This window comes from Anaeromassilibacillus sp. An200, from assembly GCF_002160025.1.
Lineage (GTDB): Bacteria > Bacillota > Clostridia > Oscillospirales > Acutalibacteraceae > Caccousia > Caccousia stercoris.
On the sequence record NZ_NFJU01000018.1, the window covers coordinates 36,513 to 62,829 of the forward strand.

The following is a 26,317-nucleotide window of genomic DNA, read 5'->3' on the forward strand; positions in this document are numbered from 1 at the left end:
ATAAGGTGTGAAGACAAAATTGTGCGCCCTGCTGGTATGCGTGATGACCTTCTGTACCGGCATGGCAGTGCCTGCCGCGGTGGAGGAACACGGCGGGAGCATCATCAAGACCTATGAGCTCGCGCCGGAGGAAAGCCCGCAGCTCCTGATCGAGGAACCTTTTGAACGAGATGGATTTCTCTATGAGTATGATGGGATGACGCAGGAGCCTGTCTCAAAAACGGAGAGCAAAAGCGTCTCCCAGACAGTAACAGTCGAATCCGGAAGCGCCAAAACAGAGGAAAATCTGGCGCTGCTGGCCGGCTCCATCCCCTACGAGGCGGACGGGTACACGGGAACGCTGACGCTCCTCCCCGCCTCCATCCATACAGAGGCAAAGGGCTATGCGACCCGCTCCTACACGGTATCAGACACCCGGACCTACACCAACCTCGCCTACAACGATCCGTCACTCATCCCACAGGCCGTGGAGAAAAACGGTCTGACGCTTGCGCTGACCGGCGTCACCTGGCACGGTGAGGGCGGAACAGGAGCAAACGGATCGCTGATCCCCACCAGCTACACAGCGACGGCAAGCTATTCCGGCACAGGCAGCACCCGGTACGCAACAGGGTATCTGACGACGGCGGACTATGCCGGAACCGTCACAAAGACAGTAACAGAGAAAATCTTATATGAAGTAGAGTACCGCGGAACCCCCATCCCAGAGCCGGAACCCGAACCGCAGGAGGAGAATCCCTCTCTTCCCCTCTGGATTCCCATCGGCGCGGGAGCCGTCCTGCTTGGCGGCGGGACAGCCGGAGCCGTTCTGGCGGTGCGGAAAAGGAGGAATTTGACCCGATGAATAAGAAGAAAGTATGCGCGATTCTCGCCGCCCTTTGCCTGTCGGTGGGGATCTGTATGCCGGTTTCCGCAGCCGGAAATCCGAATGTCACGGTGTTTGAGGCAGAAGCCGGTTCCTTCTATTATCCTGCCTCGGATGCCAAGCTTCTCCACGACGGCCATGGGAACTTCACCGTTTCCGGTCTGACCGGCGGCGCCATTTCGTCCGATGACTTTTTTACCACCGTCATTACGCCCGAAACGGATTCCGGTGGACTGACGATCGACTCGTCCGGATACCCTGTCACACCTTCCTCGTGGCAGGGATCGTCGTCTTCCGGCAGAGCGGCAGATAGCAGTACCATGTTCACTGTGCCGGAGGGAAGCCAGCTCGGCACAGTGACGCTCCGGGGACGGAGCATCCGTGTGTATGAGGGGACAACCGACAGCAATCTTCTCAAGGGTGCGGGACATTTCATCGGGACAAGCGCATGGGACGGAAATGTCTGTCTTTGCGGTCACAATCGGGGACCCAACGCGTGGTTTTCAGCACTCATTTGTTTGACCCTCGGTGAACAAATCACCTATCAGACGCCGCTCGGCGTGAGGACGTATCAGGTGACCGATACACGCATCGTTTCCGTGAATGACTTGTCCCCTCTGACCGGATCGGCGGAAAATCAGCTTACCCTTGTCACCTGCGTTGCCAACCGGCCGGATGTGCGGTTGATTGTGACGGCAGTAAATATTGGATAAACAGCCTGTTTTTACTTCCCTATTGCAATCCGTTGTGATATACTGACGGTAGAATTACAATGGAGGAGGATGGGTTAAGTTGAAAAGGAAAGCAGGAAGATTTTTGTCCACAGTTTTGGTTGTCGTAATGCTTGCGGCAGCCACCCCCGCCATGAGCGCCAGCGCGGCAGCACTGACTTGCCCCGGAACGGGCGGATGGTCGAGCATGAAGTACGATGATGCCACCGGAAACACCACATGGTACATGAAGGACGGCTCCGTCATCGTACAGGATGAGAACGGAAACGTAATTCAGAACACGCAGACCGCTGCGCCGAGCGCGGCGGCGACCGGCTGGACGAGCGACACGAACAGCGATCTGACCGTGCAGCCCGGGAAGACGTATCAGTTCAAGTTCACGGCAGCGAACCCCAGCGGCATCAACGTGTGGATGGGGACGCCCGGTGTCTTCAACGTGACGAAGGCAGCGACCGAGGCGAATGCCGTGTACTACAAGATCACGGCGGTTGGCACGCCCGGCGCGGCAGCTGGCGTGTACGTCTCGTATAACGGCGGCTCCGGCACGAAGCTGTGCGTTGCAACTGTCGCGGGAGGCAGCACGTCTTCCGGGAATACGTCTTCCGGCGGTTCCACGTCGAGTACACCGGATACGTCTGGCATGACGGAAAAGCAGAAAGCAGCTGTAGAAGCTGGACTGACGCTCGGTGACTGGAATCATGAGTACGAGCAGGAAGTTTTTGACCTTGTGAACGAAGAACGTGTGAAGCTTGGACTGCCGAAACTGGTATGGGACGTCAATGGAACTGATTTGGCGCAGATTCGTGCTAAAGAACTGTCGATCAAATATTCCCATACTCGTCCAGACGGCACTCATGCTGGTACGGAAAACATTGGCAGCGGCGACGCCATCCCTATTCTGGTGGAGGACCCCAGCGGTGTGCATTGGGCGCTCTGGAATGGCGATCCGAAAAGCATTGTCGCTTCATGGATGGGATCTGAAGGCCACTACAAAAATATGATGGACTATGAGGTAGATGACGCTGGAAATGTAATTGGTGCTACTGCTATGGCGGTTGGCTGCTATGTAGACAAAGAAGGAAGCATTTGGTGGGTGCAGGTTTTCACGGGAGGAAAATCCGTTTTGGAGAATCCTACCTACCGCAATCCGCTTCTGTAAGCAGCCATTTTGACCATTCTCTTTCATATCATTTCAAGTATCATTGTTCTCAAACAGGCTTGTATGGAAACATACAGCCTGTTTTTTTATACCTTTTTTATTTTCCCATTGGGAGAAAGGAGAACGCACACACATGAAAGGAAAATTAGCATCCCTTTTGAGGAAGGTAACGGCGTCCTTGTTGGCTGCGGCTACCATCCTCACTCCATCCATCCTGCAGGCTGTACCCGCTTATGCTGCGGGAAACACGCAAAGTCCTGTGAAGCTTGCAGAAATCAACCCCTTCGACAATTTGCTCTGTGCTAAACACAGCAGCGATGTGAGCGCCCACAACGCAAACATCATGGAGGTCGAAATCGACGGACAGAAGTATCTGGCCTACTGTCTGAACCACAATCGCTATGGCTCGGACAATGTGAGCGGAGGGGCGGTCGGTTCTTCCGGATACAGTGTGCAGGTATATGATCTTGATGATCCTGCCCTGCAGAGTATGGATACATTTAAGAACGACGAAGATCTAATGCTGGCTATGCAAGGCGTTATTTCTGTTGGCGGATATACCGGAGGCGGTGATGCTGCTGCACAGAAATTGATGGACCCCTATGACCAGACCAGGCAGCTCTATCACGACCATTATCAAGCGTATGCGGTAACCAAGTATGCCATGTGGTCGTTGGCAAGCAAATGGGTCCCCGGTAACGACTGGCGTGTGAACTCCAGTGCCAAGTACAAGCCGGAGGATTCGCAGTATATGCTGCAATCCTTGATTAACATCTACGGTTCAGGTACAAATTGGAAACAATTTAATGATGAAAATATCTATGTAATTGCACAAGATCCGGACGGTGACGGAGATTTTTGGCAGACGGATTCCTCTTCCGGACTGAAATTTATCGAATTCCGTGTAGAAACCGGCTTGTCTGGCAATAACAAGGATCGCGTCCGGCTCCACGCAGAGTATACGGTCGAACCGGCTGATACGCTTCCGGAAGGGTTTTACGTTGCCAAGACAGACGGCACAAAAATCACCAGTGCCACGACGCTGGCGGGCGGTACCACCAACGCATGGGAAAGCACCGATAAATTCCGTGTGTATGCAGAAGCCGGTGCCGACATAACTCTGATTGAGCAGGGCGTGGTTGCAGCCAATGTCAAAAGCCAGGTGCTGACCTATGGTCTGAAATATGGCATGGCGATTACTCCATCCGGCTATACCAGTGTGCAGAATTACGCACTGGTACCGGAAAATGGCTGGAAAACAGTTTCTGCCCCTGTGAAAATTCAGGACGTCGAAGACAGCCCGCTTTCTTTTCAAATTAAGAAGGTAGACGGCGGCACCGGTCTGGCTGGCGCGGAATTTCATGTGACAGGGCCTGACAGTTTTGATCAGACCTATACGACTTCTTCTTCAGGCACTGTAAATATCGCTGTTCCCAATCCTGGCACATACGTCGTGCAAGAAACCAAAGCGCCTTCCGGATATGCTTTGGACAGTACAAAGTATACAGTCGAAGTGCAGAACGGCGGCGAACAAGTCGTGCTTACCGTGCAGAACAGCAAAAAAGCAAGTCTGCGTATTGTCAAACGCGACGCTTTGACCGGTGAAACGCTGGCAGGCGCTGTTTTTACCGTCCGTAATATTGATACCGGCTGGGTATCTGATGTGACAACCGGAGATTCCGGTATTGTAACCGTATCCGACCTTCAGCCGGGATCATATGAGGTTACGGAAAAATCGCCCCCTCCGGGCTATCAACCCTCAGAGAATCCTACACGTTCCATCCAAATTGAAGCGGATGGTTTTGTGGAACTGGTGTATGATAATCAGCCGATCAACGGCACTGTGAAGATTATCAAGACGGCGGAGAACAACGGCGACCCGCTCGAGGGCGTCACCTTTGAAATCAAGCGCCGCGACGGCGCGGAGAAGTGGGACGTGACCACAGATGAGAACGGCGAAGCGGAAATTGAACTGCCCGCCGACTGGTACGTCATCACCGAGACGGACGCGCCGGACAACGTGGAGATTGACCCCACGCCCCATACAATTCAGCTTGAACCAGGGCAGACCTACGAGCTGAAGCTGACCAACGTGCTCAAGAAGCAGCTCGTTGTTGAAAAGCGCGACGCCGTGACAAATGAGCTTGTCCCCGGTATGATTTTTGAAATCAAATCGCCGGACGGCGACCTGTTCGGCCCCGGCAACTGCGGACGCGGCGAGGGTATTTATCAGACAGACGAAAACGGACAGATTACCTTCGACACGATGGAAACCGGCACAAGCTGGGTGATCACCGAGCTGGAGGCTCCTGCCGGATACGTCCTCAACAGCACCCCGCAGACGGTGAAGATTGTCAACGACGTGACTATCGTCACCATCCGCAACGACCAGAAACCCGGCCTGCTGCTCACGAAGGTGGACGCGGACACCGGCAAGCGCATCATGGGTGCGAAATTTACCTTCACGATCCCCGGCACACAAACGGTCTACACCCGTGTGACGGATAACAATGGTGTGATTTTCCTCGAGGATCTGGACGTGACGTCCATTGTCATTCAGGAGATCGAGCCGGCTCCCGGCTACATTGCCAACGACAAGCCGGTTACGGTGCAGCTCAAGCCGAACGAGCGCACTGACGTTACCTTTAAGAACACTTCTCGTCCGGGCTTGCGGATCTGCAAGATTGACACGGACGGCAATCCGGTCGCCGATGTGGTGATTAAGGTCAGCAAGGCAGACGGTCAGGTGGTGGGCGAGTATACGACGGACGATTCCGGCATCATCTACATTCCGAATCTGGAAGCCGGAACCTACGACGTGCAGGAGATCTCCGCGCCGCCGCAGTACGTCGTAGACAGCACTGTTCACCGCGTCACGCTGGAAGCTGGGAAGATTGGCGAAATCACCCTGCGCAACAGCGTCAAGCCGACGCTGCGCATCGTCAAGGTGGACAGCGTAACCAAAGCTCCCATCAAGGGCGTGACTTTTGAGGTGCGCGTCACAGACGGCGCGAAAATCGGCGATTATGTGACGGACGAGAACGGTGAGATTCTTGTCACCGGCCTGCAGGCTGGCACGAATTACACCATCAAGGAAGTCGCCACACTGCCCGGATACGTCCTCGACGAGACGCCCAAACAGATTACACTGGAAGCCAACAAAATCACGACCGTGCAGTTCGAGAACAAGGCAAAATCGCCGGTCTACATTCTCAAGCTGGACGCCAAAACCGGCAAGGGTGTTCCCGGCGTGCGGTTCCGCGTGACAAAGGCGGACGGCTCGCTCATCGGCGAGGTTGTCACGGACTCCACCGGCCGCGCCACGCTGACAAATGTGCCGAGCGGGTACATCACCGTCACGGAAATTTCTGTTCCGGACGGCTATGTGCTCGATCCCACGCCGCAGACCAAGCTCGTGACGGGCGAAACACCGGTCGAGTTTGTTTTTGAAAATCAACCGTACGGCTCGATCCTCATTAAGAAGCTGAACGCAGAAACCCTGAACCCGCTTTCGGGAGCGATCTTCAAGGTAACGGAAGCGGACGGGACACTGATTGGCGAGAATTACGTCAGCGGCCCGGACGGGACAGTGCTCGTCTCCGGCCTTGACCCTGAAAAAACCTATATCGTGTCCGAAACCAGAGCGCCAGACGGCTTCCTTATCAGCGACGCCCCCAAGACAGTGACCGTCAAGCCGGGCGAAACCGTGGAGGTCATCTTCCAGGACGATCGCGTAGAAGAATTTACCATCCGTAAGGTTGGCAGCGACGGCAAGCCGATCGGCGGCGTTACCTTCGTTATTTCCACGTTGGCGGGCGCGGAGGTGGCCAGAGTGACCACCGGCAGCGACGGCCTCGCTGTGCTGACCGATATTCAGCCGGGCAGCTACAAGGTACAAGAGGTTTCCGTGCCGGACGGCGTGATTCTCGACACGACACCGCAGACCGTGGAGGTTGTGGCCGGGAAGCCCACCACGCTGACCTTTGTCAACGACTATGAGGGTGGGCTGCGAATTATCAAAACGGTTACGCAGACCGGCAAGGCACTTAAGGGCGTTACCTTCCGCATTGAAAAACCGGACGGCGGCCTGATCGGTGAATATACAACGGACGAGCAGGGGCAGATTTTTGTATCTCTCGAACCTCAGACCGTGGTAGTGCGGGAAATCTCCGCGCCGGAGGGTTACTCCGTCGATTCCACACCGCGGACGGTGGAGATCAAAGCGAACGATATCACGACCCTCACCTACAAGGACGAGCGGTTGAACGGCATCCGCATCCGCAAGGTGGACGCCGACACCGGCAGAGGAATCTACGGTGTGCGGATCATGGTCACCGATGAAAACAACGACGTAGTCGGCGTGTACACGACAGATCATCAGGGCTATATCGAAATCGACAAGGAGCTGTCGGACGGCGTCTATTATCTCGAAGAGATCGAGGCCGCGCCGGGGTATGATCTCGACAAGGTTGTGAAGCGCATCCGGATTGAGAACGGGAAAACGAAGGTCATTGTCTGGGAGAACGCCCGCGAAAAAGGCCAGATTCAGATCCTGAAAACCTCGGCGGACGCGAACCCCGTCACCGGTCAGCCTGCCGGGAGCCGGCTGGAGGGTGCGGTGTTTGAAATTGCCCGTGCGGATACGGATCGGGTGGTCGGCTACATGGTGAGCGACTACCGCGGCGTGGCGGTTTCCGAGCCTTTGCCGCTGGGGAAATATGTGGTGCGTGAGGTCACGCCGCCGGCATTTTACCAGCTCAACTCCAGGGAGTTCACCGTGGAACTCAAGGTTCAGAACGACGTTGTCCGGGTGGAGGTGCAGAACAGCAGCGCGCAGATTTCGACCAGCGTGAAGAAATCCGGCAATACCATCGTTGTTCCCGGCCAGCAGATGCGGTATGACTTTTCCGATATCTGCAATTTGTCCAACGTGCCTTTGGAGAATTTCTACTGGCATGATGAACTGCCCAGCTCCGTGCGCCTCACTACGATTCACACTGGCACCTGGTCGCAGCCGGGCTTGACCTATTCTGTGACCTACCGCACCAACAGGAATTCTGCCTACCGCACGCTCGCTTCCGGTCTCCTGTCCACACAGTCGTATGATCTGGACTGCACGCCCTCGAAGCTTGGGCTGGCAGCGGATGAATTCATCACGGATTTCCGGTTTGAATTCGGTACCGTGCAGCCCGGCTTCCGGGAGCAGGACAAGCCGATGATTCTCGTCACAGTCAACCAGGGCTTGGCGAACGGGCATCGGTTTGCCAACAGAACCGACGCGGGAGGCCAGTACAACGGCAAGTGGTTCAGCTCCAGCTTCACCTGGGTGACGGAGGTGTACGCACCGGTACTGGAGTATCCGAAGACGGGGTACTAACCAGATAAAGTCTGCACACAACATATATTTATGGTGACAAGGAGGGGCCGAGCAGCCCCTCCTCATTTTATGATTGACTGGGGGAATTGATTGAGAAATCGTCTGTTGGAAACCATTGCGCAAAAGCATCGTGTTCCGGTTGAAAAGCTGCGTACACAGACGGAATGCAAATGGGAGGCTCTCGGAGAGCTCTGCTTATTTCCGCATAAGGAACAGTTTTCCCTGAAAATATGGGAAGAAGCCGTTTCCTATCTGCTCGGATGCGAGATCCGTTTTGAAAGCTATGAAGAAATCGGGAGAAGTCTCAAGCCATTCTCCCTGACGGTAAAGGGAGTATCATCGTCATGAAAATCTTATTGATAGAGCCGGGAAAGACAGCGCGTGCGGCCGAAATGGAAAACAATCTTACCGCCATGCAGAAGACGGTGGGAGGCCCGATACAGGCGCTGTATCCGTGGGAGGATCCGGTGGCCCTTGTCTGCAACGACGAGGGGAAGAATGAAGGCTTGCAGCTGAACCGCATGCTGGAGGACTATGACATTGTCGCGGGGACTTTCTTTCTCTGCGGCATCGAGGAAGATCATTTCTGCGATCTGCCGGATTCCCTGATGGAGAAATACCGGAGGAAATTTCTTGACCCGGAGAGATTTCTCAGGACGCCGCAGGGAATCCTGAGTGTCCGCGTAAAGGAAAGACCGGAGAAAAAACCTCGACAGGAGGAACGTTAGGAGAATGTCCATGAATCGAATGGTTACCGCAGAATCCGTTACCGTGGGGCATCCCGACAAGCTGTGCGATCTGATTGCAGACAGCGTGCTCGACGACTGCCTCTCTCACGACCCGTTTTCCCGTGTGGGCTGCGAAGTGATAGCAGCGGGAAAACGCATCATTGTGGCCGGAGAAATCAACAGCCTGCATGAGCCGGACGTCGGAGCGATCGTAAGCTCCGTGCTGCGCCGCACCGGATATCCGGCAGAACGCTTCGTGATTCAGCGCCTGCTCCGCAGGCAGAGTCCCGACATTGCCTCGGCGGTGGAACTTCCCCTCGAGAGACGGGAACGGAACACATACTTCCCCAATCGCGAGCGGCAAAGCAGAAGAGAAGGCCGGGTACAGGACGCGAAGTGTGTCCAGGCTCAGCCTGGGGAAAGACGGCATGGGAAGGAGCAGGATGCTCCCGCCCTGCAGTGGGGAGCCGGGGATCAGGGTGTCATGGTCGGATATGCCTGCCGGGAAACACCGCAGCTGCTGCCCCTGCCCGTCGTTCTTGCGCACCGTCTCACAGACGCCGTAACGGCGGCGCGCCGCAGGCTCCCCTTTCTGGGGCCGGACGGCAAAGCGCAGGTCACCGTTACCTATGACGGGGAAGGAAAGCCGCTGTGTCTGGATACGGTTGTACTTTCCGTACAGCACAGCCCGGAAACGCCGCAGGACGAGCTCTGCTGGGAGCTGACGGACAAAGTACTGGCTCCTGCTCTGCGGGAGCTTCCGCCCGACGAGGAGACGAAGCTTCTGATCAATCCGTCCGGCCGGTTTGTGCTCGGAGGCCCGGAAGCCGATACAGGGCTGACGGGCAGGAAGCTGGCGGCGGACGCTTACGGAACGTTTGCCCCGCACGGAGGCGGCGCGCTGTCCGGCAAGGATCCGACGAAGGTTGACCGTTCCGGCGCCTACCTTGCCCGATATATTGCCAAAAACCTTGTGGCGGCCGGATTGTGTGAAAGATGCCAGGTGACGCTGGCGTATGCCATCGGCAGGGCGGAACCTGTCATGACGCAGGTGGATACCCTTGGTACCGGAACATTCTGCGCCGATGACTGCCTTGCGGACGCGGTAAAGCTGCTCTTCCCCCTGACGCCCGCCGCCGCGATCGCCCATCTCGATCTCCTCTCGCCGCGCTACGCTGATACAGCCGCCAACGGTCATTTCGGCAGGCCAGGGCTTCCCTGGGAGCGCACGGATATGGCCGCCGCGCTGCGGGAGGCTGTCCTGTAACATAATGCACTGAGATTTTGCAATCCGCTTGCATATTGCAAGCAGTTCGGTTATACTATAGGCAAAGGAGATGATTCTTATGGCGAGAACATCCAACGTATTTGCCCGTGTAGAACCGGAAATCAAAGAGCAGGCTGAGGAAATTCTTGACCAGCTTGGCATCCCGATGTCGAACGCTGTCGGCATGTTTCTGCGTCAGGTTGTCCTTCAGAGAGGAATTCCGTTTGAGATGAAACTGCCCAGGCGCGAACCGCTTTCCTTTGGTTCCATGACGGAGGAACAGCGCGACGCGGAGCTGGAGAGAGGAATGGCAGACCTCCGCGCCGGACGCACCTGTTCTGCAGACAGCGTTCTGGAGGAGCTTCACGGTGATTACGGACTGTGAACTGGAACATCCGCTATACGATGTCCGCAAAGCAGGATTTGCGGGATATTTTGGACTATGTGTCCGAAGAGCTTCTGGAACCATCCGCGGCCCGGCGGCTGGTCAGCCAAATCATGGAAGAAATCGGAAAGCTCAATCAAATGCCGGAGCGTCACCGCGTCTATGAAAAGGAACCGTGGCGCAGCCGGGGACTGCGTGTGTTTCCGGTGAAAAAGTATCTGGTCTTCTATTTACCGGATCCCGGTTTGCATGAGGTCACCGTAGTCCGCATCTTCTACGGTGGCCGCGATATTCGCACACAGCTGAGTGAAACGGAAGAATAGCAAAAAGGAAAGCGTCTGTCGAAGGGCAGACGCTTTCTGTGTTTTATGGAGGTGAGAGGTTCTGCACTGCACAAAGGAACAGATCGCCGCCGCAAAGAGTGTGGCGGCAATTGATTTTTTGAAACGATATCGATCGGAGGAGCTCGTGCGGGCCGGAAGCCGCGGCGAGTTCCAGCTCAGAAGCCATGACAGCTTCAAAATCAGCGAGAGAACCAGCCTGTGGCACTGGAAGAGCCGGGATATCGGCGGGAGATCCGCCCTTGACTATCTGATTCATGTTGAGGGCCGCTCGTTTGTGGAGGCTGTTTTAACCCTGAGTGAAGAAGCCTTTCCCACTCGCACACAGCTCCACAAAGCAGAACCGAAGAGAGAGCTTGTCCTTCCCCCCGCCGCGGAAAATAACCGGCGTGTCTTTGCCTATCTGATGCAGAGAGGGATTGACAGGCGGGTGATCGAGAGCTGCGTCCGGTCCGGGCTTCTGTATGAGAGTGCGGCGCACCACAACGCGGTGTTTGTCGGCAGAGACGAAAGCGGCGTCCCGCGGTATGTTTTTCTGCGGGGGACCTGCACTCTGGGCAAACCGTTCAAATGTGAAGCGGCGGGAAGCGACAAGCGCTATTCCTTCTGCCTTTCGCCCGAAGGAGAAAGCCGGAGGGCGGCAATTTATGAAGCCGCCGTGGAGACGCTTGCACATCTGACGCTGGAAGGCAGAGCGGACAAATACAGACTGTCGCTGGGAGGCGTCTGTGCCCCGCGCGAAGGTGAACAGCGCCGCCCGTTCAAAACACCGCCCGCTCTTGATGCTCTTCTGGCCAGGAAACCGGAGATTCAGGAAATTGAAATCTGCCTGAACAACGATTTCGCCGGACGCTGGGCCGCGGAGCATATTGCCCGGGCCTATCAGGATCGATACCGCATCATTCAGAATTTACCGGAGCGGGAGGGCTGCGATTACGCGGATCTCGCACAGGAAAAGAGAGAGGCCGCCCGCAGCAGGGCGGCCTTTTCGCGCTGAAAAGGAGGCAGATATATCGAAAATACAGAGTTCGTCTGGAAGCTGTATTCCCCTCTGACGGGAGAGCTGTACAGAGACGGAGAAGATCAGGAATCGGAGCTTTGGAACGGATTTGATCTGGCAGAATATGAGGAAATCATTCAGAGCGCGATAGACAGCGCCAATACACGGGACGGCGGGAACCTGATCCGCTATTTTGACAATCCGCAGGAAAAAGGCGTGCGGGAAAAGGTTTTGAGCGCCGTTCCCTCCGTGGAGCTGCGGAATGGGGAGCTCAGGGGATGCACCACCATACGCCTGAGAGAAGCCCTGACGGAGAAAGAATGGACAGCTCTGCAGGAATATCTGCTGGGGCAGTTCTCGGACGGATGGGGCGAAAGCTTTGAGCAAAGAGAGCTTTCCGTTCCGGAAGGGACATTGTATGTCCGGTTTTGGGACGGAGACTTTTCTTTTGAGATTGCACATGAGCGGGAAGCTGACGGGAGAGAAAAAGCCCCTTTCAAACGTCCGCGGATGAAGCTGATCGGTGAGGATGGGAATATCTTTTCCATTCTGGGCCGGGCCTCGAGCCTGCTTCGGGAGAACGGAATGCCGGATCGGGCAAAGGAGATGTCGGAGCGTGTCTTCCAATCGGGCGACTACGCCGCGGCTCTCGGCATTATCAGCGAATATGTGGAAACGGAGCTTACCCCGAAATCCCCTGAAGCCCGCAAACCACGCTTCGATAGAGAACGATAAGACAACGAGAAGGAGGATGCTTCTGGAGAATACCAGAACACTGGATTTTATCAAACAGGAAACCGATTTTCAGACGGAACACACAGGAGGAGACGGCTGGACCATCCTGCATGGAAATGCCCTTAAGCTGATCCGATCGTTCCTTCCGGGCTCGTTCGACGCCGTTATCACGGATCCCCCCTATGCTTCGGGCGGGTGGAGTCAGAGCGAGAGGAGCCGCACCACCAACCAGAAATACAGCAGCATGAGCAGAGAAAACGCCCTGCCGGATTTTGCAGGCGATCAGAAGGATCAGAGGAGCTGGACGCACTGGATGGCGGAATGGCTGTATGATGTGCGCCTGGCCTGTAAAGAGGGAGCGCCCATCTGCCTTTTCATTGACTGGCGGCAGTATCCCTCCATCACCGACGCCCTGCAGTGGGCGGACTGGCAGTGGCGCGGCACCGCGGTATGGGACAAGCTGACCTGCCGCCCGCAGAAGGGGCGGTTCCGCCAGCAGAGCGAATACATTGTGTGGGGCTCGAACGGGGCCATGCCGACAGACCGGCCGGTGGGCTGCCTGCCGGGTGTGTTCCGCTATGCCAATCCGCAGAAGCGCACTCATGTAACGGAAAAGCCGCTGCAGCTCATGCGCGATCTCGTGAAGATCTGCGAACCGGGAGGCAGAATCCTCGATCCCTTCTGTGGGGCGGGGACCACTGTTCTGGCCTCTGTTCTCGAGGGTTATGAAGCGGTCGGCATCGAGGCGACCGACGCCTACTACAGGCTCGGCTCCGATCGCGTACGCTTTGCGCTTCAGGCCAGAGAGGAGGCAGCGCCGGATTGAAGCTCTGCAACGGTTGTCCGGACGTCCGGGAGGACGTCCAGAGACGGCTGTTTGACAAAATTGGACGTCCGGTTGGACGCCCTGTTCATCATCATCGGAAGCTCCCGACAGGATAAAAGAGGAAAGGAAGAACTCATCATGGACAAAGCGTTCGCGTACATCTGCGCTTCGGAAGAAGCGGCTTCCCGCCTGCTCCGGCGCTACTGCAAAAAAATATTTGAGCTTGGCTATGTGCCTATCTGTCCCCAGCTCAGTGAAAGTCAGTATCTGTCCCCCGACAACCCGGAGGAGCGCAAGGCCATGCACGAAATTTCCCGGCAAAAGCTGGCCCGGTGCCGGATGCTTGTGGTATGCGGAAGAGAAATCACGGGCCAAATGTCCGTCGAGATCGGTGCTGCCGAAAAGCATCATCTCATCTGTACCACACTCGAGGGGCTGGCGAAGATCAGGGAGGCAGAGGATGGAACAAGCAGCCTCTGACATTTCTGCTGTATTCCTCCCAGTACGTTCTCCGTCGCAAGCATAGCGTTTGGATATCCAAACGCCTTCCGGGGAGCACCCCGGTCCCCCGCAGAATCTGTGTGCCGAATTTGACATGAAATGAGGTAAGAAAACTGGAGAAAACAGAACGGGAAGATTTTCAGGAACGCGCCGTGTTCCATCGAAAAATCATGGGGTTCAGTGAAACAGGACGGCCTGTCCCTGAGCGGGCAGGAGATACACCGGAATCCTGTTTTCAGGTGGAACAAATTATCATTCTGCCGGATGCAAAATACCGGAAATTCCGGGAAAGCGGTTTTTTGATCCGGCAGGCTTTTCTCTCCGATTTTAATGAGAAAATGTGGTTTGACTCCGAAACCCGCTGCTTCCACTGCGTGCTTGTCAAGGGGGAAACGGGCAGAGACGGCGTTCTGGCAGAGTCTGAAGGATACCAATATGCCAGATACGCCGCCTTTGTGCCGGATTGCTCCCGGCTGCGGACACAGGATGTGCCTGTCTGTGTGAAGCGTACGGAGAAACAGAAAAATATCGCTCGGAATGAATCCGCCCGATGAGAAAGCGCAGCCGTGTGATACCGCTCCACCTGACAGACAGGGAGCTGCGGCAGTTGAACGAGCAGGCAGAGCGCAGCGGGCTTTCCCGCGAGGAGCTTCTGCGATCTCTTATCCGGGGCGTGGAGCTGCGGGCAAGGCCGTGTGAGCACCATGCCGATCTGCTTCACAAGGCGGCTGGCCTGTGCAACAACGCAAACCAGCTTGCCCGTGTCGCCAATACCTACGGCGAAGCGAATCAGCAAAGCGTGGACGAGATGACGCGCATCGCCCGCGCGGTCTGGGAGGAGGTGAGAGACAAATGGTAAAGGAGGCATTGAAATCGCCTACACAAGCGTGATTCCCGTCTACCGGCTGGATGACAGCATTGAGTATGTGACCGATGAGACGAAAACCTCCCGCTCCCGCCATGCGGAATCTCTGCGCGGGGCGATCGCCGACGCCCTCAACGAGAAACAGACGGAGCGGGATCTGTTCTGTTCAGCGCTCGGCTGCACGGTGGAAACTGCTTTCGAGGATATGTGTAGCGTCAAACGGATGTGGCACAAGGAGGACGGCGTGCAGGGGTATCATCTGGTGCAGAGCTTTGCCGCGGGAGAAGTCACCCCGGAACTGGCGCATCAGGTTGGCCTCGAGCTGGCGGAAAAGGTTCTCGGCGGAAGGTTTCAGGTAATCGTCAGCACTCACCTGAACACCGGGCATATTCACAATCACCTGCTGTGGAACAGTGTGTCCGTGGAGGATGGAGCCAAGTACCACAGCAATCGGAAGACATATCTCCGTCAAATCCGGACCTTCTCCGATGAATTGTGCCGGAAATACGGACTGTCGGTAATCGAAACGGAGCTCTCGGAGCGCTCCTCCTTGCCATATGTGCAGTGGCTGGCTGAGAAGAATGGAAAACCGACATGGAAGACCCCGTATCAGCAGGATATCGCGGAGGCAGTCGCAGCTTCCCTGACATGGAGACAGTTTCTCGCCGCCATGGAGCGGCGGGGATATACGTTCCGCTTTGATCGAAAATACCCGACGCTGCTGCCGCCCGGGAGAGAGCACCCCATCCGTTTCCGGACGCTTGGGAGAAACTGCACGCCGGAAGCAATCCAGCGGCGCATTCTGTATCCCTGCCGCTGGAAACCGGCTGGGAGGAACGCCTCTCCTCCTCTGCGCTTCTTTCACCGCTCCCGGTTCGACCCGTGGAAGGGCCGGGTATCCGGGCTCCGGGCACTGTACTTTTCGTACCTCTATAAAATGGGCGTTCTTCGCAGAAAGCCCGGATATCCAGGCGCCGCCGTGCGCGAGGAGCTCCGTCTGCTGGATCGAAGGATCGAGCAGGCGGAGTTTGTTTTTCGGAACCATATCGCCGATCGCGGGCAGCTTAACGCTCTCCGTCAGGCGTCGGAGGAACAAATAGCCGCCCTGCTGGCGGAAAGAAGGCGGCTGTCCCGAAACGCCCCCGGTTCCCCGCGCCTGTCTGAGCTGACGGTGCAGCTCCGGCAGCTCCGCCGCACGGTCCGGCTGTGCCGGAACATCGCGCGCGACTCCGAAGAGATGGAGCGCCGTCTGCAGGCGGATCGTCGGACGCGGCAGCAGGAGGAGGAACAGAACAGGCGGCAACAAAACAAGAATCGTCTTCCGCGTGAGCGGCAAGATGGAATCAACAAGGGAGATGCATAAATGAATCGTATGCCTTCAAAAGAACAGGTGGAATACATCCGGGAGCGGTATCCTGCCGGAACCCGTGTGATTCTTCACGCAATGGGAGATCCGCAGGCCCCGCCCCCCGGAACAGGAGGAACGGTGGTCTATGTGGACGACGCCGGTCAGATCGGTGTGCGCTGGGACTCCGGATCCTCGCTCGCTCTGATTCCCGGCGTGGATTCCTTTTCCAGGGAGTCCGCGCAGGAAAAAAATAAACTCAGACGCCCGCAGGGCGCTGAGCGGTGAAGGAGGATGCGGATTGAATCTCGGAAACGACCCCGCTGATCAGGTTGTCCGGTTTACGCTGGAGGGAACGGAGGTCGTCCTCAAGCTGTCCGGACTGGCGGCAAAAAACTTTGCCATGTTTGCTTACGCCGTGCTCAGGGATCAGAAAAAGACACGCGGAAAAACCCGGCTGGTGCGGATGCTCAAGGAGCAGCGTCCGTTCAAATTCTTTCAGATCCCCGTCCAATTCCGCAAGGAGTTTGCCAAAGAGGCGAGACGGCATGGGCTCCTCTATGTGCCGATCCGAAACAAACGGAACCGGAGCGAGCTGGAACTTGTTGTGTTTGCGGATGACGCAGCGAAAGTCAATCGGATCCTTGACAATCTCAATCTGGATTTTGTGCGTTCGCAGGCCGGCGAAGCCGCCGTGGAGCATCCGGAGGAAACCGGCGGGAGAGCGCCGGATCTCGTGCCGCCCGCCCCGGTCCGAAACGAAGCTGTTTCCATAGGAAACGAGCAGGTGGAGTTCGAGCTTGGCGGCTTCGACGAGGCGTTTTCCCTCTCCTCTGCCGCCCGCGAGGCGGACACGGAAAATTTTACACAGGGCCGGGAGAGGAACGGGAATCCGTCCGAGCCTTTCTCGCGCGGCAGAGGCTCCTCTCCCGATTGGGAGGGCGATGACCGGACGCCCGGCCGAAAGGAGTCTGTGAAAAAACTGCTCCGGGAAATCCGGCAGGAGCAGGCACAGCGCCGTACAAAACGGGAGGAGCGCCGCGGGCCCGAGCACACCGCGCCCGCCCGCTCCCGCAAAAGAAAAAAGAAACGACAGAAAGGCAGGTAATTCATGAATTTAGCAGAACTGCTTGGAAAAAAGCACAGGGAACAAACGGACCATGAGATACCCCGAGTAGGAAAAGAAGAATATGCCGCGCAGAAAAAGGCGGAGCGCGAAGCGGTCTGGGAGCGGGTGGACGCGCAGACCGCAAGGGTGTTTCAGGACGATTCCTCCATGCGGAGTTTTCTTGATTTTATGGCTCGCTGTACGCCGCAGAGCACCCGGAACCTCCTGATCCTCTCGGAACAAAATCCCGAAATTACGCATCCGCGCACCTTCGAGAAATGGAAGGAAGCAGGACGCTCCATTCGGGCAGGAGAAAAAGGGTATGTGTTCTTTGCGGAGCAGGACTACGAGAAAGAGGACGGCACAAAGGCGTCAGGGTATCAGATCACGCGGGCCTACGATATTTCGCAGACGCGCGGCTGGCAGGCTCCTCCGGTCCGGCAGTATGATCCCGAGGAGCTGATCGCCGCCATGGCACAGCAGTCTCATGCTCTGTTTACCGTTACCGACCAGCTTCCTCCCGGCGTGCAGGCGCAGTATGTCCCCCGTCAGCGCGCCATTTATGTGCGCGATGGGATGGAAGCCGTAACAGCCTTCTGCTGCCTTGCCCGCGAGGAGGCGCACGCTCATTTTGATTCCCTGGGAAGCGGTTATACCCGCCAGTCCTTTGCACCGCAGAGCTACTGCGCCGCCTATGTGGTGGCGCGGCGATATGGCATGGACGTCTCCGCGTTCCGCTTCGACAAAGTGTGCGGCGCCTGCGCCGGAATGGACGTCCGCGGGCAGCGCGGATTTCTGAGCGACGTTAAACGGGCCGCCTATGCCGTTGGAAGGGAAATTCAGTGCAGCCTGCTGGAGCAGGAACAGGCCATCAGACCGGACGAATTCAGCGTGGAAGCTCCCAGGCCGGAAAAAGCGCGCTCCTCCAAAGGAAAGGAGGAGCCGGACAGATAAACGGGGCAGATCAGCTTTTTCTGGCTGGCTTGACGTTTACGTCAGGACGGATGCTTCCCTCGATGGCGCCGTGCTCCTGCTCAAACGCCTTAATGCTGTCGCGGATCAGCACCAGCACATGGCTGTTGACCGAGCGGCCCTCATAGTCCGCGACATATCCCAGCTTTTCCAGCATTTCTTCTTCAATGCGGATGGACACACTTTTGATAGCCATACATATCACCTCAGCAGCTATATTGTGTGTTCATTTTATAGCCGCGCTATGCTATAATGGCTTAAATAGATATATAGTATATCTATAATGTGACGGACAGCAAAGCAAAAACAGGCCGGTTCCTGAATGAGGACTGCATCCCGGAACCAGTGCGCATGAGGAGGAAAACAGATGAGAGTGGCTGTAGTGGGTTCGAGAGGTCTCAAAGTGGAGCACCTGGAAAACTATCTGCCGGAAGGGGTCACAGAGATTGTGTCCGGAGGAGCCAGAGGAGTGGACACCTGCGCAAGAGAATACGCCCTATCTCATGGACTCAAGCTGACGGAGTTTCTTCCGGAATATGATAAATACGGACGCTCCGCTCCGCTGAAACGGAACATCACCATCATCGAGAACGCGGATCTGGTGCTGGCCTTTTGGGATGGCGTTTCCCACGGAACGAAATTTGTAATCAAGCAATGCAAAAGCCGGAGTATTCCGGTGAAAGTGTTTGTCCGTTCCCATTCCGGCTAACATCGCTTCATCGTCAGTCAAACATTCAACCATATTGCCCGGAGCCTGTGGAATATCCGCAGGCTCCTTTTTTCTGTAGTCAAAGAAAGAAGGGGTTTTTGGCAGAAGAGCAAAGCATATAGTGTCCCTGTCCGGGGGAAAGGATTCCACGGCAATGCTGCTGAGAATGTTGGAGGAGGGAATGCCGGTTGATGAAATCCTGTTCTGTAATACGGGGATGGAATTCCCCCAAATGTACCGGCATTTGGAGAAGCTTGAACGATACATTGCAAGACCGATTATCAGGCTGAACCCGCCAGTTGGTTTTGAAGCTCTGTTTTATGAATACCAGCCAGTCAGAAAAAATCCCACGCTTGTAAACTGCAAGGGGATGAGCTGGCCGGGGCCGCGGGCTCGCTGGTGTACGGGACGACTGAAAGAACGCGTTGTCAATCGCTATCTGCGGGAAATGCGGAAGGAATTTAACCTGATCCAATATATAGGAATTGCCGCTGATGAGCCGTATCGGGTGAAGCAGCACCATTACCCTCTTGTCGATTGGGGCATGACGGAAAAGGATTGTCTGTCTTATTGTCTGCAGCGAGGCTTCGATTGGGATGGCCTGTACCGCATATTCGAGCGTGTTTCCTGCTGGTGCTGCCCTCTGCAGCCGCTGGAGGAGCTTCGCAAGCTTTACCGTCATTGCCCTGAACTGTGGGAAAAGCTTCAATACATGGACGACCATACATGGCGCCAGTTTCGCAGGGACTATTCCGTCCGCCAGCTTGGCCTGCGCTTTCATCTGGAGGAGGAACGCCTTGCGCAGGGCCTTTCCATACGGAACAAAGAATTTTTCTCCCTGTTCAAAGAGCGCCTGAACCATCGGAAAGGAGGAGATCCCTCATGAATCGAAAACAATTTCCATGGTGGCTGTGGCTGCTGCCCTTACCCATCGTCTGGTGGGCGGCGCTGCTCGCAGCGGGATGCTGGAGTACCGGCGATTCTCTCCCGATCCTTCTTGAAAAGTTGTCCGCAACCATGAACGAGCCGCTTTCCATCCGCTGGACGGATGCTTCCCTCCGCTGCCTGCTTCTTTTTACCATGGGATACGCGGTGGCAGCTGCGGCGGCGGAAGCCGGCCGGAAAAACCGGAGACGGGGAGAGGAGCACGGTTCCGCAAAATGGGGAGATGTGTTTCAAATCGCGGGAAGATACCGGGACAGAAAGCATCCCGGGCAAAACGTGATTCTCACCCGTCATTTCCAGATTGGAATGGACGGCCACAAGCATAAACGCAATACCAACGTGCTTGTCATCGGAGGCAGCGGAGCGGGAAAAAGCCGCTCCTATGCCATTCCGAACGTTCTTCTCTGCGGCGAGTGTTCCATGGTGATCTGTGATCCCAAATCTGAAATTCTGCGCAAAACGGGAGGTGCGCTGGAAGCGAACGGCTTTGCGGTGCGGGTTTTCGATCTGCTCAACCCCGACGCTTCGTTCTGCTACAACCCCATGGCCTATGTGCGCGACGACAAGGACGTGCTCCGCTTTATCGAAACGCTCATTCAGAACACCACCCCGGCTGGAAGCCAGACCACCGATCCGTTCTGGACGAAGTCTGAGACGGCGCTGCTGCAGGCTCTCGTTCTCTATCTCCTCCACGAGGCGCCGCCGGAGGAACAGAATTTTGCCACCGTGATGGAAATGCTGGCCGCCGCGGAGGTGCGCGAGGAGGACGAGGAGTACGAGTCGCCTCTGGATATTCTGTTTGCCCGTCTGGAGATGCGGGATCCGGAGAACATCGCAGTCAAGCAGTACCATGTGTTCAAAATGGGAGCCGGCAAAACGCTCAAGAGCATTCTTATCAGCGTTGGGGTGCGGCTGTCCGCCTTCAACCTGCCGCAGATTGCCCGTCTCACCTGTACCGACGATCTTCATCTGGAAGAAATGGGCGAAAAGAAAGTAGCCTTGTTCTGCTGCATTCCAGACAGCGACCGATCCCTCAACTATCTGGTGGGCATGATTTACGGTCAACTCATCCAGACGCTGTACTATGTGGCTGACCGTAAATACAAAGGCCGGCTGCCGCTGCCGGTTCATCTGCTCATCGATGAGGCCCCAAACATCGCCCTGCCTACGGATAACTTTCTCCCATGGCTTTCCACCATGCGAAGCCGCAACATTTTCTGCAGCTATATCGCTCAGAACATGGCGCAGATCAAGGCATTATTCAAAGAACAGTGGGAATCGCTGGTGGGGCTGTGCGATGAATTTCTTTACCTCGGGGGGAATGAGAAGGAAACGCACAAATATGTCTCCGAGCTTATGGGAAAGGAAACACTGGATGTTAACACCTATGGGCGCAGCCGGGGACGGAACGGCAGCTTCAGCGTCAACGATCAGCAGACGGGACGCGAACTGCTGACCCCCGACGAGGTGCGGATGCTGGACAACCGCAGAGCAATTCTGTTCGTCCGCGGCGAACGGCCCATGCTGGATGAGAAATATGATCTTCTCTGTCACCCGAATATCCGGCTGACGGAGGACGGCGGCGCGCCGCCTTACGATTACACAAGGGCAAGGGACGCAGAGGAGGATCTGCGCTTTTTGCCCGAAGAGTATGAAGAATATGAACTGCTGGACGAGGAGGATCTGCTGTCCTCTCCGCCCGATGAAGGAGGAATGTGATTGAAGAAATTATCCATCAGGAAACAGAACCACCCCGCGCCGTACCGGCCGGAGGGAAAGAAAAAGACAGCCTTCTGCCTGTACGCGGCGGCTGTCTGCGTCTGCTGCCTGCCCGGCGCTGTGTTTGCCGCAGGAGATCCTCTGGGGGCGATCAGCAATCTTTCCAGCTTCATTTTCTCGCTGATCCGCGCCATCGGCCTGATTCTGCTCGGCTGGGGCGTGGTGCAGGTCGGTCTTTCCTTTCAGAGCCATGACCCTTCGCAGCGCGCGCAGGGCTTTCTGACACTCGCCGGAGGCCTTGTCGTCACGTTCGCAAAGGAGATCCTCGACCTGATCACCGGCGGCACAACCCCGTGACCGCGCGGGAGGTGAAGCGTCTACGAACTGGATTGTCGACAACCTCAATTCCGCTCTGGACACCTGGAACGGCAGGCTGACAGAGCTCTGGCAGCTTCTCACGCAGGATCCCGCCACCTTCAAGGGCGGCGGGATCTGGAGCGTGATGCTCGGCATCAACGGCGCCCTCAAGGCTGTCGGCTACGGGCTGCTGGTGCTGTTTTTCGCCGCGGGCGTCGTCAAAACGTGCGGCAGCCTGACGGAGTTGAAACGTCCGGAAGCTGCCGTCAGACTTTTCGTCCGCTTCGTGCTTGCCAAGGCAGCGGTGGGATACGGGCTCGATCTCATGATGGCAATTTTCTCCGTGGCACAGGGAACGATTTCCACTGTGACCGCCGCGGGAGGCCTCACAAGCGGCGCTGCTCTGCCATCGGAGATCGTTGACAAGATCAACGCCGTCAGCTTCTGGGATTCCATCCCGCTCTGGGCGGTCACGCTGCTGGGAAGCCTGTTTATCACCGTGCTGTCCTTTCTCATGATTCTCACCGTGTATGGCAGGATGTTCAAGCTCTTTCTCTATGCTGCGATTGCCCCGATCCCATTGGCTACATTCGCGGGGGAACCGAGCAGCAGTGTGGGAAAAAACTTTCTGCGCTCGTATGCCGGCGTTTGTCTCGAGGGGCTGGTGATTGCGCTGTCCTGCGTGATTTTCTCAGCCATGGCCTCCAGCCCTCCCGCGGTCGATCCAAACGCCTCCGCCGTGACGGCGGTTTGGACGTATGTGGCGGAGCTGATCTTCAATTTTCTTGTTCTTGTCGGTTCCATTAAAATGAGCGACCGGGTGGTGAAGGAGCTGATGGGGCTGTGATTGGGAACAAACAGGCAATGATCGAAGCGGTTGCATCATTTCAACAAGTGTGGTATAATAATCACAGAATCATGTGACGATGCCGCACGGTCAAAAAGCCGCAGACCAGGCTGCTGATTGACTGTTGGAGAAAGGAGAGATGACAATGCCCCGCATCATTCCCATTCGGGATCTGAAGGATACCACAGCAATTTCTCAAATGTGCAAAGAGTCGAGAGAGCCTGTTTTCATTACAAAGAACGGGTATGGAGATATGGTTATCATGAGCATGGAAGCGTATGAGGAAAGAATGCTCCTGCTGGACGCGGAGCAAAAGCTGGCCGCGGCGGAAGAAGAAATTCATCAGGGAAGGGCGGTTGAGGCAAGCCTGTCGTTTCGGAGGCTGAGGGAAAAGCATGGATTATCGTGTTGAAATCACCCCATCCGCCGAACAGGATCTGGATGCGATTCTGACCTATCTGCAGGAGGAGCTTACGAGTCCGCTTGCAGCGGAAGACTTTTTGGAAAAGGTAGAAGCCTGCTGTGGTCGGTTGGCAGAGCAGCCTGCTCTTTACGAGCGCTGCAGAAACGAACGTCTTGCATCGCTGGGATACCGCAGAGCCGTGATCAACCACTATGTCATGATTTACCGAATTGAGGAAGAGGCGAAAACCGTGTATGTCCTTCGCTTTTTCTACGGCCCGCGCGATTACGAAAAATATCTGTAACTTGTACTGACAGGGCAGCCCAAAGCAGGGCTGCCTTTTTTTATGAATCAAAGAAGGAGCTGAAGTCTATCGAGGTAAAGATTCCAAAGGAAATTCGGGAATACCGGGAAGCAATCTTTTTCGGACTCACCGGCCGGCAGCTCGTCTGCTCCCTGCTTGCGCTTGGCGCGGCGGTGGGGCTGTATTTCCTGCTGAGCCCCGCGGCGGGAGACGCGGAAATCGGTTGGATCTGCATTCTGGGCGCCGCCCCGTTCGCGCTGTGCGGCTTTTTCCGGTATCACGGCATGACGGCGGAGCAGTTCGCCTGGGCGTGGATCAAGTCGGAGCTGCTGTCTCCCAGGCGTCTGGTGTTCCGTTCCAACAGCGTTTACTATGAGCTTCTGTTTTCCTCCGGCAGAGACAGAAAACGTGCAAAGACAGGCGGAAAGGAGGGGCGCCGTTGATCAAAACGCTTGTCAGAGCGCAAAAAGCGGAGCGTGAACGCTTCACCGTGCCGCACAGCGTACAGGACGCCATCCCCATCCGTCGTGTCTGGCCGGACGGCATCTTTCAGGCAGGGAAGCAGTTTTCCAAAACCTTTTCCTTTACAGATATCAACTACAGCATCGCCGGAAAAGACGAAAAGACCTCCATGTTTCTCGACTACTCCGAGCTTCTCAACGCCCTCGACTCGGGAGCCAGCGCCAAGATCACCATCCACAACCGCAGGCTTGATAAGGCGGAGTTTGAGCGCGCTCTTCTGCTTCCGATGAAGGAGGACGGGCTGGACGGATACCGCAGAGAGTACAATGAGATGCTTCTCTCAAAGGTTACCGGTACGAACAACAGCGTGGTGCAGGAGCGCTATTTCACGGTCAGCGTTGTGAAGAAGAACGTGGACGAGGCGCGCACCTGGTTCTCGCGCGTCGGCACCGATCTGCTGACGCACCTTTCCCGCCTGTCCTCCGTGGGCCGGGAGCTGGATCTCCCGGCGCGGCTGCAGATTTTCCGCGACTTTTTTCGGGAGGGAGAGCCTGCGCCTCCCTTCGACTGGAGCGGTCAGGCGCGCAGGGGCCACAGCTTCAAGGACTGGTTTTGTCCTGACGCCATGGAATTTGAGAGCGACTGCTTCCGCATCGACGGGCGTTGGGGCCGCGTGCTGTATCTCCGGGATTACGCGTCCTATCTCAAGGATTCCATGATCGCCGAGCTGTGCGGCCTCAACCGCAGCCTGATGCTTTCGATCGATATTCTGCCTGTCCCCACGGACGAGGCCGTGCGCGAAATTCAGAACAGGATGCTCGGCATTGAGACGAACGCGGCGAACTGGCAGCGCCGGCAGAACGACACCAACAATTTCTCCGCGGTTCTCCCCTACGACATGGAGCAGCAGCGCAGAGAGACAAGGGAAATGCTCGAGGATCTCACCAACCGCGATCAGCGCATGATGTTCGGGCTGGTTACGCTGGTGCATCTGGCAGAATCCAAAGAGCAGCTCGACAGCGATACGGAGAGCATTGTCAGCACGGCCCGCAGGCATCTGTGCCAGATGAGCACGCTGCGCTGGCAGCAGAAAGATGGACTGGACACGGTCCTCCCCTACGGCCTGCGCAGGATTCAGGCACTGCGCACCCTGACGACGGAGAGCACAGCGGTACTGATCCCGTTCCGCGCGCAGGAAATCCTGCAGGAGGGCGGGATCTATTATGGACAGAACGCAGTCTCCAAAAATATGATCGTGGCGGACAGGCGGAAGCTGCTCAACGGCAACAGCTTCCGCCTTGGCGTTTCCGGATCTGGAAAGAGCTTCTCGGCCAAGGAGGAGATTGTCAGTATTGCCCTCGCCACCGGGGACGATATTCTGATCCTTGACCCGGAATCGGAATTCGGCACTCTGACGGAGTCGCTCGGCGGCGAGGTGATCCGCATCTCCGCTTCCTCCGACACCCACCTGAACGCAATGGACATGGACGGAGCCTACGGCGACGAGCGGAACCCGCTGATCGAGAAGTCGGAGTTTATCCTCTCACTGTTTGAGCAGCTCATCGGAGCGGGCGGCGTGTCCGCAAAGGAAAAATCCATTCTGGACCGCTGCACCTACGACGTCTACCGGGAATATCAGGCAAACCGCTTTCAGGGAGAACCGCCCACGCTCCGCGAGTTGTACCATGCTCTGCTGAGTCAGCCGGAGCCGGAGGCCCGCGGTCTCGCGCTCTCCTCGGAGCTGTTTATCACCGGATCGCTGAACACCTTCGCACAGCACACCAATGTAGACACCAAAGCCCGCATCATTGCCTATGATATCCGTGAATTAGGCGAACAGCTCATGCCCATCGGGATGCTGGTCACGCTCGACGCGATCTTCAACCGGGTAATTCAGAACTGGAAGCTGGGGAAAACAACCTGGATTTTCTGCGATGAATTTTACCTTTTGTTCCGCTACCCATACAGCGCCGACTTTTTCTACAAGCTGTGGAAGCGCATCCGCAAATACAACGGTCTCGTGACAGGGCTGACGCAGAACGTGGAGGAGCTGCTGCGCTCCGATACCGCCCGCCTGATGCTGGCAAACTCGGAGTTCCTGATTCTGCTCAACCAGTCCGCCACAGACCGGGAGGAGCTTGCCCGCCTTCTGCACATTTCGGAAACGCAGCTCAGTTACATTACCAATGTGGCGGCGGGGTGCGGTCTCATCCGCTGCGCGGGAAATATCGTCCCGTTTGAAAACAGCTTTCCGCGTCACACCCGCCTGTACCGCCTCATGACGACCAAGCCGGATGAGGTGCTGAGAGGAGGCTGATGGGAACGGAGACAGCCAGAGGACCGCCGGGAGAAATCCAAGTACAAAA

At 56.5% G+C, this 26,317-nt stretch carries 29 protein-coding genes; 28 read left to right on the plus strand and 1 reads right to left on the minus strand.

Annotated elements, in window-relative coordinates:
- Nucleotides 1-7: 7 nt before the first annotated feature.
- The 19 genes from B5F35_RS10270 (at nt 8) to B5F35_RS10360 (ending at nt 18,187) form a co-directional block, all read left to right on the plus strand.
- Nucleotides 8-844 carry a hypothetical protein gene (locus B5F35_RS10270; RefSeq protein WP_087240626.1) on the plus strand — a complete coding sequence of 279 codons (837 nt, stop codon included), beginning with the start codon at nt 8-10 and terminating at the stop codon, nt 842-844.
- The gene (locus B5F35_RS10275) at nt 841-1,578 is read left to right on the plus strand and encodes a sortase (protein WP_087240628.1); all 738 of its coding nucleotides are present in this window, start codon (nt 841-843) and stop codon (nt 1,576-1,578) included. The genes B5F35_RS10270 and B5F35_RS10275 overlap by 4 nt, the downstream gene beginning before the upstream one ends.
- Nucleotides 1,579-1,681: 103 nt before the next feature.
- Nucleotides 1,682-2,755 (plus strand): CAP domain-containing protein, encoded by a 1,074-nt coding sequence (locus tag B5F35_RS10280; RefSeq protein WP_140401194.1) that lies wholly within the window; start codon nt 1,682-1,684, stop codon nt 2,753-2,755.
- A 133-nt stretch (nt 2,756-2,888) separates the two neighbouring features.
- Nucleotides 2,889-8,132 carry a SpaA isopeptide-forming pilin-related protein gene (locus B5F35_RS10285; protein ID WP_087240632.1) on the plus strand — a complete coding sequence of 1,748 codons (5,244 nt, stop codon included), beginning with the start codon at nt 2,889-2,891 and terminating at the stop codon, nt 8,130-8,132.
- Between the two features lie 90 nt (nt 8,133-8,222).
- A complete protein-coding gene (locus tag B5F35_RS10290; RefSeq protein ID WP_087240634.1) occupies nt 8,223-8,480 on the plus strand; it encodes a hypothetical protein in 258 nt (85 codons plus the stop codon).
- Nucleotides 8,477-8,860 carry a DUF3846 domain-containing protein gene (locus B5F35_RS10295; protein WP_087240636.1) on the plus strand — a complete coding sequence of 128 codons (384 nt, stop codon included), beginning with the start codon at nt 8,477-8,479 and terminating at the stop codon, nt 8,858-8,860. Before B5F35_RS10290 ends, B5F35_RS10295 begins: the two co-directional genes overlap by 4 nt.
- Before the next feature lie 4 nt (nt 8,861-8,864).
- A complete protein-coding gene (gene metK / locus B5F35_RS10300; protein ID WP_206424038.1) occupies nt 8,865-10,127 on the plus strand; it encodes a methionine adenosyltransferase in 1,263 nt (420 codons plus the stop codon).
- A 79-nt stretch (nt 10,128-10,206) separates the two neighbouring features.
- Nucleotides 10,207-10,512, plus strand: a complete 306-nt coding sequence (locus tag B5F35_RS10305; protein ID WP_087240638.1) for a type II toxin-antitoxin system RelB/DinJ family antitoxin — start codon at nt 10,207-10,209, stop codon at nt 10,510-10,512.
- On the plus strand, nt 10,509-10,835 hold the full coding sequence (locus B5F35_RS10310) for a type II toxin-antitoxin system RelE/ParE family toxin (RefSeq protein ID WP_087240640.1): 327 nt from the start codon (nt 10,509-10,511) through the stop codon (nt 10,833-10,835). Before B5F35_RS10305 ends, B5F35_RS10310 begins: the two co-directional genes overlap by 4 nt.
- A gap of 118 nt (nt 10,836-10,953) precedes the next feature.
- Nucleotides 10,954-11,850 carry a DUF3991 domain-containing protein gene (locus B5F35_RS10315; protein ID WP_242969477.1) on the plus strand — a complete coding sequence of 299 codons (897 nt, stop codon included), beginning with the start codon at nt 10,954-10,956 and terminating at the stop codon, nt 11,848-11,850.
- A gap of 219 nt (nt 11,851-12,069) precedes the next feature.
- Nucleotides 12,070-12,588, plus strand: a complete 519-nt coding sequence (locus B5F35_RS10320) for a hypothetical protein (protein ID WP_242969478.1) — start codon at nt 12,070-12,072, stop codon at nt 12,586-12,588.
- Between the two features lie 16 nt (nt 12,589-12,604).
- Nucleotides 12,605-13,414 (plus strand): DNA-methyltransferase, encoded by an 810-nt coding sequence (locus B5F35_RS10325; protein WP_087240646.1) that lies wholly within the window; start codon nt 12,605-12,607, stop codon nt 13,412-13,414.
- Between the two features lie 51 nt (nt 13,415-13,465).
- On the plus strand, nt 13,466-13,894 hold the full coding sequence (locus B5F35_RS10330; RefSeq protein WP_242969479.1) for a DUF7768 domain-containing protein: 429 nt from the start codon (nt 13,466-13,468) through the stop codon (nt 13,892-13,894).
- Between the two features lie 173 nt (nt 13,895-14,067).
- The gene (locus B5F35_RS10335) at nt 14,068-14,469 is read left to right on the plus strand and encodes a DUF6329 domain-containing protein (protein WP_162611400.1); all 402 of its coding nucleotides are present in this window, start codon (nt 14,068-14,070) and stop codon (nt 14,467-14,469) included.
- Nucleotides 14,466-14,774 carry a plasmid mobilization protein gene (locus B5F35_RS10340; RefSeq protein ID WP_087240650.1) on the plus strand — a complete coding sequence of 103 codons (309 nt, stop codon included), beginning with the start codon at nt 14,466-14,468 and terminating at the stop codon, nt 14,772-14,774. Before B5F35_RS10335 ends, B5F35_RS10340 begins: the two co-directional genes overlap by 4 nt.
- 28 nt (nt 14,775-14,802) lie before the next feature.
- Entirely contained in the window at nt 14,803-16,143 is a 1,341-nt protein-coding gene (locus B5F35_RS10345) for a relaxase/mobilization nuclease domain-containing protein (protein WP_242969480.1), read from the plus strand.
- Complete coding sequence (locus B5F35_RS10350; protein WP_087240654.1) at nt 16,144-16,413, plus strand: DUF4314 domain-containing protein; 270 nt, start codon at nt 16,144-16,146, stop codon at nt 16,411-16,413. It begins immediately after the preceding gene.
- A gap of 13 nt (nt 16,414-16,426) precedes the next feature.
- On the plus strand, nt 16,427-17,233 hold the full coding sequence (locus B5F35_RS10355; protein WP_087240656.1) for a PcfB family protein: 807 nt from the start codon (nt 16,427-16,429) through the stop codon (nt 17,231-17,233).
- A gap of 3 nt (nt 17,234-17,236) precedes the next feature.
- Entirely contained in the window at nt 17,237-18,187 is a 951-nt protein-coding gene (locus B5F35_RS10360) for an ArdC family protein (protein WP_242969481.1), read from the plus strand.
- 10 nt (nt 18,188-18,197) lie between these two features.
- Here the strand turns inward: B5F35_RS10360 and B5F35_RS10365 are convergent, their stop codons facing one another.
- Nucleotides 18,198-18,401, minus strand: a complete 204-nt coding sequence (locus B5F35_RS10365) for a type II toxin-antitoxin system antitoxin (RefSeq protein WP_087240658.1) — start codon at nt 18,399-18,401, stop codon at nt 18,198-18,200.
- A gap of 171 nt (nt 18,402-18,572) precedes the next feature.
- Here B5F35_RS10365 and B5F35_RS10370 point away from each other — a divergent pair, with 171 nt between their 5' ends.
- From B5F35_RS10370 to B5F35_RS10410, 9 genes are all read left to right on the plus strand, one after another.
- Nucleotides 18,573-18,914 (plus strand): DNA-processing protein DprA, encoded by a 342-nt coding sequence (locus tag B5F35_RS10370; protein ID WP_087240660.1) that lies wholly within the window; start codon nt 18,573-18,575, stop codon nt 18,912-18,914.
- A gap of 121 nt (nt 18,915-19,035) precedes the next feature.
- Nucleotides 19,036-19,800, plus strand: coding sequence for a phosphoadenosine phosphosulfate reductase domain-containing protein (locus B5F35_RS10375; protein WP_275532259.1), 765 nt, complete (start codon nt 19,036-19,038; stop codon nt 19,798-19,800).
- A complete protein-coding gene (locus B5F35_RS10380) occupies nt 19,797-21,578 on the plus strand; it encodes a VirD4-like conjugal transfer protein, CD1115 family (protein ID WP_087240662.1) in 1,782 nt (593 codons plus the stop codon). Before B5F35_RS10375 ends, B5F35_RS10380 begins: the two co-directional genes overlap by 4 nt.
- On the plus strand, nt 21,579-21,935 hold the full coding sequence (locus B5F35_RS10385) for a glutamyl-tRNA amidotransferase (RefSeq protein ID WP_087240664.1): 357 nt from the start codon (nt 21,579-21,581) through the stop codon (nt 21,933-21,935).
- A gap of 145 nt (nt 21,936-22,080) precedes the next feature.
- Complete coding sequence (locus tag B5F35_RS10390; RefSeq protein ID WP_242969482.1) at nt 22,081-22,782, plus strand: VirB6/TrbL-like conjugal transfer protein, CD1112 family; 702 nt, start codon at nt 22,081-22,083, stop codon at nt 22,780-22,782.
- Nucleotides 22,783-22,927: 145 nt separating this feature from the next.
- Nucleotides 22,928-23,194, plus strand: coding sequence for a type II toxin-antitoxin system Phd/YefM family antitoxin (locus tag B5F35_RS10395; protein WP_087240668.1), 267 nt, complete (start codon nt 22,928-22,930; stop codon nt 23,192-23,194).
- Entirely contained in the window at nt 23,178-23,489 is a 312-nt protein-coding gene (locus B5F35_RS10400) for a type II toxin-antitoxin system RelE/ParE family toxin (protein ID WP_087240670.1), read from the plus strand. Before B5F35_RS10395 ends, B5F35_RS10400 begins: the two co-directional genes overlap by 17 nt.
- 68 nt (nt 23,490-23,557) lie before the next feature.
- Nucleotides 23,558-23,932 (plus strand): PrgI family protein, encoded by a 375-nt coding sequence (locus tag B5F35_RS10405; protein ID WP_087240672.1) that lies wholly within the window; start codon nt 23,558-23,560, stop codon nt 23,930-23,932.
- On the plus strand, nt 23,929-26,268 hold the full coding sequence (locus B5F35_RS10410) for a VirB4-like conjugal transfer ATPase, CD1110 family (protein WP_087240674.1): 2,340 nt from the start codon (nt 23,929-23,931) through the stop codon (nt 26,266-26,268). The genes B5F35_RS10405 and B5F35_RS10410 overlap by 4 nt, the downstream gene beginning before the upstream one ends.
- Nucleotides 26,269-26,317: the final 49 nt, after the last annotated feature.